At 65.9% G+C, this 6087-nt stretch carries 2 protein-coding genes, 1 tRNA gene and 2 rRNA genes (1 of these 5 only partly in view); 4 read left to right on the top strand and 1 reads right to left on the bottom strand.

What is annotated here, in order from left to right; all coding sequences use genetic code 11:
* The 4 genes from SGFS_RS18465 to SGFS_RS18450 form a co-directional block, all read left to right on the top strand.
* Nucleotides 1–1833 (top strand): 23S ribosomal RNA (locus SGFS_RS18465) (it extends 1290 nt beyond the left edge of the window).
* Between the two features lie 89 nt (nucleotides 1834–1922).
* A 5S ribosomal RNA gene (gene rrf, locus SGFS_RS18460) occupies nucleotides 1923–2039 on the top strand.
* 114 nt (nucleotides 2040–2153) lie between these two features.
* Nucleotides 2154–2816 carry a DegT/DnrJ/EryC1/StrS family aminotransferase gene (locus tag SGFS_RS18455; protein ID WP_286259967.1) on the top strand — a complete coding sequence of 221 codons (663 nt, stop codon included), beginning with the start codon at nucleotides 2154–2156 and terminating at the stop codon, nucleotides 2814–2816.
* 73 nt (nucleotides 2817–2889) lie between these two features.
* Nucleotides 2890–2965 (top strand) — tRNA-Thr (locus SGFS_RS18450).
* A 46-nt stretch (nucleotides 2966–3011) separates the two neighbouring features.
* On the opposite strand, the gene SGFS_RS18445 is transcribed toward SGFS_RS18450, so the two are convergent.
* Entirely contained in the window at nucleotides 3012–5759 is a 2748-nt protein-coding gene (locus SGFS_RS18445; RefSeq protein ID WP_286251665.1) for a SpoIIE family protein phosphatase, read from the bottom strand.
* Nucleotides 5760–6087 lie beyond the last annotated feature (328 nt).

Here is a 6087-nt window from a genome sequence, read left to right as displayed (position 1 = left end):
GGGGATCGTGATGGGTAGGGGAGCGTCGTGTGCCGGGTGAAGCAGCCGCGGAAGCGAGTTGTGGACGGTTCACGAGTGAGAATGCAGGCATGAGTAGCGATACAAACGTGAGAAACGTTTGCGCCGATTGACCAAGGGTTCCTGGGTCAAGCTGATCTGCCCAGGGTAAGTCGGGACCTAAGGCGAGGCCGACAGGCGTAGTCGATGGATAACCGGTTGATATTCCGGTACCCGCTGTGAAGCGTCAAACATTGAACCAGGCGATGCTAAGTCCGTGAAGCCGCCCTGGAGCCTTCGGGCAAAGGGGAGTGGTGGAGCCGACGGACCAGACTTGCAGTAGGTGAGTGATGGGGTGACGCAGGAAGGTAGTCCATCCCGGGCGGTGGTTGTCCCGGGGTAAGGGTGTAGGACGTCAGGTAGGCAAATCCGCCTGACACGTAGTCTGAGACCTGATGCCGAGCCGATTGTGGTGAAGTGGATGATCCTATGCTGTCGAGAAAAGCCTCTAGCGAGTTTCATGGCGGCCCGTACCCTAAACCGACTCAGGTGGTCTGGTAGAGAATACCGAGGCGTTCGGGTGAACTATGGTTAAGGAACTCGGCAAAATGCCCCCGTAACTTCGGGAGAAGGGGGCCATCACTGGTGAGAGGACTTGCTCCTCGAGCTGGGGGTGGCCGCAGAGACCAGCGAGAAGCGACTGTTTACTAAAAACACAGGTCCGTGCGAAGCCGTAAGGCGATGTATACGGACTGACGCCTGCCCGGTGCTGGAACGTTAAGGGGACCGGTTAGTCACATTTCGGTGTGGCGAAGCTGAGAACTTAAGCGCCAGTAAACGGCGGTGGTAACTATAACCATCCTAAGGTAGCGAAATTCCTTGTCGGGTAAGTTCCGACCTGCACGAATGGCGTAACGACTTCTCGACTGTCTCAACCATAGGCCCGGTGAAATTGCACTACGAGTAAAGATGCTCGTTTCGCGCAGCAGGACGGAAAGACCCCGGGACCTTTACTACAGTTTGATATTGGTGTTCGGTTCGGCTTGTGTAGGATAGCTGGGAGACTGTGAAGCTTGGACGCCAGTTCAGGTGGAGTCGTCGTTGAAATACCAGTCTGGTCGTGCTGGATGTCTAACCCGGGTCCGTGATCCGGATCGGGGACAGTGTCTGATGGGTAGTTTAACTGGGGCGGTTGCCTCCCAAAGGGTAACGGAGGCGCCCAAAGGTTCCCTCAGCCTGGTTGGCAATCAGGTGGTGAGTGTAAGTGCACAAGGGAGCTTGACTGTGAGACCGACGGGTCGAGCAGGGACGAAAGTCGGGACTAGTGATCCGGCGGTGGCTTGTGGAAGCGCCGTCGCTCAACGGATAAAAGGTACCCCGGGGATAACAGGCTGATCTTCCCCAAGAGTCCATATCGACGGGATGGTTTGGCACCTCGATGTCGGCTCGTCGCATCCTGGGGCTGGAGTCGGTCCCAAGGGTTGGGCTGTTCGCCCATTAAAGCGGTACGCGAGCTGGGTTTAGAACGTCGTGAGACAGTTCGGTCCCTATCCGCTGCGCGCGCAGGAATATTGAGAAGGGCTGTCCCTAGTACGAGAGGACCGGGACGGACGAACCTCTGGTGTGCCAGTTGTTCTGCCAAGGGCATGGCTGGTTGGCTACGTTCGGGAGGGATAACCGCTGAAAGCATCTAAGCGGGAAGCCTGCTTCGAGATGAGTATTCCCACCCACTTGATGGGGTAAGGCTCCCAGTAGACGACTGGGTTGATAGGCCAGATATGGAAGCCCAGTAATGGGTGGAGTTGACTGGTACTAATAGGCCGAGGGCTTGTCCTCAGTTGCTCGCGTCCACTGTGTTGGTTCTGAAACCACGAACAACCCCATGCCATGGTCACGGTGTGGTGCGGTTGAGTGTTTCATAGTGTTTCGGTGGTCATAGCGTGAGGGAAACGCCCGGTTACATTCCGAACCCGGAAGCTAAGCCTTACAGCGCCGATGGTACTGCAGGGGGGACCCTGTGGGAGAGTAGGACGCCGCCGAACAAATATTGATAGAGCTGGTCCCCGAATTTCGGTTCGGGGACCAGCTCTTTTTTGTTGTGCGTCACTTCGTGTTCACGTTGCGCGACCAGGATCCGTCTCATGAGTACCGTTGGAATGCTCAGAGCCGCGGGCGTCGGTGCCGGTGACGAAGTAGTCGTGCCGGCGTTCGGGAACGTCGAGGTCGCCGAGGCCGTGAGTCTGGCCGGGGCCGTGCCGGTCTTCGCCGACATAGACCCGGCGACGTACTGCCTGGATGACGCCGAAGTCGAGGCCGTGGTGACTCCGCGGACGGCGGCCGTCGTCGTCGTACACCGCTTCGGTCGGCCGGCTGATATCGCTGGGCTGCATCGAGTCGGGCAGCGGTACGGGCTGTTGGTGCTCGAGCAGGGGGAGTCCGAGACGCCGTACAGCGAGGTCGGGGAGCGTAGGCAGCGGGCCTCGTATCTCAGTGCCAAGCTGAAGGGGGTGCGTACTCCAGTGGGGAGTGACGGGCACACCTTTCAGCAGTACGTCGTGCGGGTGCCGGGGAACGGGCGGCCGGACCGGGATGCCTTCGCACGGGCCCTGCGCGGCAGGGGAGTTGAGTGCCGGGTGCCGGTGAAGACGCCGGTGCACCGGATGCCTGGCTTCCGTCGGGACATATGTCTGCCGGAGACCGAGCGGGCAGCCGACGAAACGCTGTCGCTGCCGGTGGACGCGGCGCTGACCAAGCGCGACATGCAGCGGATCGTGGCCACGTGCAATGCGCTCGGAGGACTGCTTCAGCCCGCCTTCTGAGCAAGTTGGGAGCACAGGCCTGTTCGGGGTATGATCTATCCCGTTGCCGCGAGGGAAACCTCAAAAGCGACAAGCCCCTATAGCTCAGTCGGCAGAGCGTCTCCATGGTAAGGAGAAGGTCAACGGTTCGATTCCGTTTGGGGGCTCCAGCGAAAGGCCCCGCCCATCCGGGCGGGGCCTTTTTCATGCCCTCTTTCAGTCCTTCTGGAGGCCCGGTACCCGCATCGCGAGGATCGCCATGTCGTCGGACGGAGCGTCGGAGGCAAAGCGTTCGACCGCGCGCATCACACGGGCCGCCACTGCGCCCGCCGTCAGGCCCGTACAGGTCGTGAGGACCTCGGTGAGGCCGTCGTCGCCCAACATACGGGTGCCCTCGCGGCGTTCGGTGACGCCGTCCGTGACACAGAGGAGGACGTCACCCGGGGCGAGGGTGACCGTCTGCTCGTACAGCTCCAGGTCCTCCATGACGCCGAGCAGCGGCTGCGGTTCGGCGGCGGGCTCGACCGTGCCGTCCTGGCGGAGGCGGAGGGGTAGCGGGTGCCCGGCGCAGACGACCTTCAGTTCGGCGCTGCCGTCCTCCTGCGGCCACAACTCGCCGTACAGAAGCGTCAGGAAGCGGCTGCGGGCGCCCTCGTCGATGATCGCGGAGTTGAGGCGCTCCAGGACCGCCGGGCCGCCGTAGCCCTCTCGGGCCAGCAGGCGCAGGGCGTGGCGGGCCAGGCCGGTGACCGCGGCGGCCTCCGGGCCCGTGCCGCAGACGTCGCCGATGGCGAAGCCGTACGCGCCGTCGCGGATGGGGAAGAGGTCGTAGAAGTCGCCGCCGACCTCGTTGCCCTCGCCGGCCGCGCGGTAGATGACCTCGACCTCGACGCCGTCGATCTCCGGGAGCTCGGGCGGGAGGAGGCTGCGCTGGAGGGACTGGCTGATGGCCGTGCGCTCCGAGTACAGACGGGCGTTGTCGAGGGCCAGGGCGGCCCGGCGGGAGAGGTCCTCGGCCAACTCCAGGATCTCCTGGCGGAAGTGCTCGTCCGTCGGCTTGCCGAGCGTCAGCATGCCGATGACGCGGTTGCGGGCCACGAGCGGCAGGACGACCGTCTCGCCGCCCACCGCCGAGGCCGTGGCCAGGGTCGTGCCGATGCCCGAGCTGACCGTCGCCGGCTCGCCGAGGCCCAGGCTGCGCATGGACGTGCGCAGGGCCGCGCGGTGGGCCGCCTCGGCGGGGGCCGTCCAGACGCGGGCGCCCGGCGTGGGGATCGGCTCCGGCGGCGGGATCTTGACGAGGAGCGCCTTGAGGCCGTCGATGAGGTCTTCGTCCTCGTGCAGGACGTAGGAGAGGTAAGGATCCGAGGCCTGGTCGGCGATCGTGTAGACCGCGCACCAGGTGGCGAGGGTCGGGATCGTCATCTGGGCCATCAGGGCCAGGGTCTGATCGCGGTCCAGGGTGCCCGCCAGGAGGTCGGAGGCCTCGACGAGGAAGGACAGGGAGCCTCGGCGGAGGCGTTCCAACTCGCCCAGGCGGGCGGATTCGACCGCCAGTGCGATGCGGTCCGCGGCGAACTGGAGGCGAAGCGCTTCTTCGTTCGAGTAGCGGCCCGACGACTCGGCGGCGACGCCCAGGGAGCCCGTGAGGCGGCCCTCGACCTTGAGGGGGACCGTCACGACCGAGCGCATGCCTGTGCCGCTCAGCAGGGGTACGGCGCCGGGGACGGCCGTGAGGTCGTCGTGGACGGCGGGCATGCGGGCCGAGCCGTAGCGGCCGGGGCCCGCCTCCACGGGGACGCGGGCGAAGCGCTGGCGGGCCGAGGGGAGGCCGGTGGAGGCCCTTACCTCCAGTTCCGTCTCGTCGTCGGTCGCGAGGAGCAGGAAGGCGGAGTCGCCGTCGAGCATGTCGCGGGCGCGCTCGACCGTGCGCTGGAGGAGACCGTCGAGGTCGTCCGGGGCCGGGGAGCCGATGAAGACCTCGAAGGGGTCCGTGGCCTGGCCCTCGCCCGAGGACTTCGAGTCGGCGGAGGGGACGCGGATCGGGGTCTGGAGGACAGCTCGTTCGTGGTCCCGTACGAGGAGGCAGACTGTTGACGGCTCGCCGGCCGTGTCGCGTACCCGGAGGTGGGAGGCGTAGACCGGGGTCACGCGGCCGTTGGCGCCGCGGATGCCGTAGCTGCCCTCCCAGCGGGAGAGTTGAAGGGCCTCGGCGACGCCTGTGCCGGTGCCGGGGGTGTGCGGCCAGGCGGCGAGGTCGGCGAGGGGCTTGCCGATGACCTGGTCGGGGCCGTAACCGAAGAGTTCCTCGGCGTCCTCGTTCCACGCGCCGATCGCGCCCGCGCGGTCGATCTGGACGACCGCGACGCGGACCCGGCCGTCGGCGAGCGGGAGCAGGTCGGGGGGAAGGGCCGGGCCGGCCGTGCGCGTGCCCACCGGGCGGTCGGGGAGGTCGAGTTGGAACCAGACCTGCTTGTGCGTCGGCGTGTACTCGACGCCCCAACGGGCCGCCATGGCCGCGCACAGCTGGAGGCCGCGGCCGCCCTCGCGGTCGGGATTGCCCATGTTGACGGGCGTGATCTGCAGGGGGATCTCGCGCTCGGGGTATCTGTCGGCGACCTCGATGCGGACGCCGTCGTCGGCGCGCAGACACAGGACGTCGGCCGAGGTGCCCGCGTGGACCACCGCGTTGGTGACCAGTTCGCTGGTGAGGACCACGGCGTCGTCGACGATGTCGGCGAAGCCCCAGCCCTGGAGGGTGTCGCGGACGAAGGAGCGGGCGATCGCGACGGACCGTGAGACGGGGTCGAAACTGGCGGCCGCGCGCGCGGTGATCACAGAACTCCTCGTCCGGTTCTCGACGTGCGGGGACTCGTGGCCGACCAGCTCCTGCCGAGGCAGTGGCTGGTTCCCCGTCGGCCGAGGATCCTGGGGGACTTCCCCAGGATGCAGTCCGGTCGTCATGGTGCGGCCGCCCCTCCGATGCCTGCCCGCTCGTGCTCGTGCGTCACCGCCCAGGCCGGACCGAACCGGCATGGCTGGACAGCCGCATGCAAGGTTACTTACCTTCGCCGTCCATGCTGATGCCGGTCGTCTGTGATTCCGCCCGGAGGTGTGCGGACCGTGTGCGAAGCTGCCGAACTGTTATGGCCTGGTTCAGGCATGGTGAAACACTGGGCAGGCTTCCGGGAGAAGGTCCCGGCAGCTGAGTGGGCTTCCGAGTGCGCCGCGCGCCGGGGAATGGCACCCGGTGAGCCGAGCAGAAGTATCCGGGTACGCGGCAGTACGAGTG

This window comes from Streptomyces graminofaciens (assembly GCF_030294945.1).
GTDB classification, from domain to species: domain Bacteria; phylum Actinomycetota; class Actinomycetes; order Streptomycetales; family Streptomycetaceae; genus Streptomyces; species Streptomyces graminofaciens.
The sequence above is the reverse complement of the archived record's forward strand: the minus strand, read 5'-3'. Positions and strand labels throughout refer to the sequence as shown.

What these genes read in the sequence shown, in the direction of transcription:
- SGFS_RS18455 (WP_286259967.1), top strand. Translation starts at nt 2,154, where the DNA reads ATGCTCAGAGCCGCGGGCGTCGGTGCCGGTGACGAAGTAGTCGTGCCG.
- SGFS_RS18445 (WP_286251665.1), bottom strand. Translation starts at nt 5,759, where the DNA reads ATGACGACCGGACTGCATCCTGGGGAAGTCCCCCAGGATCCTCGGCCG.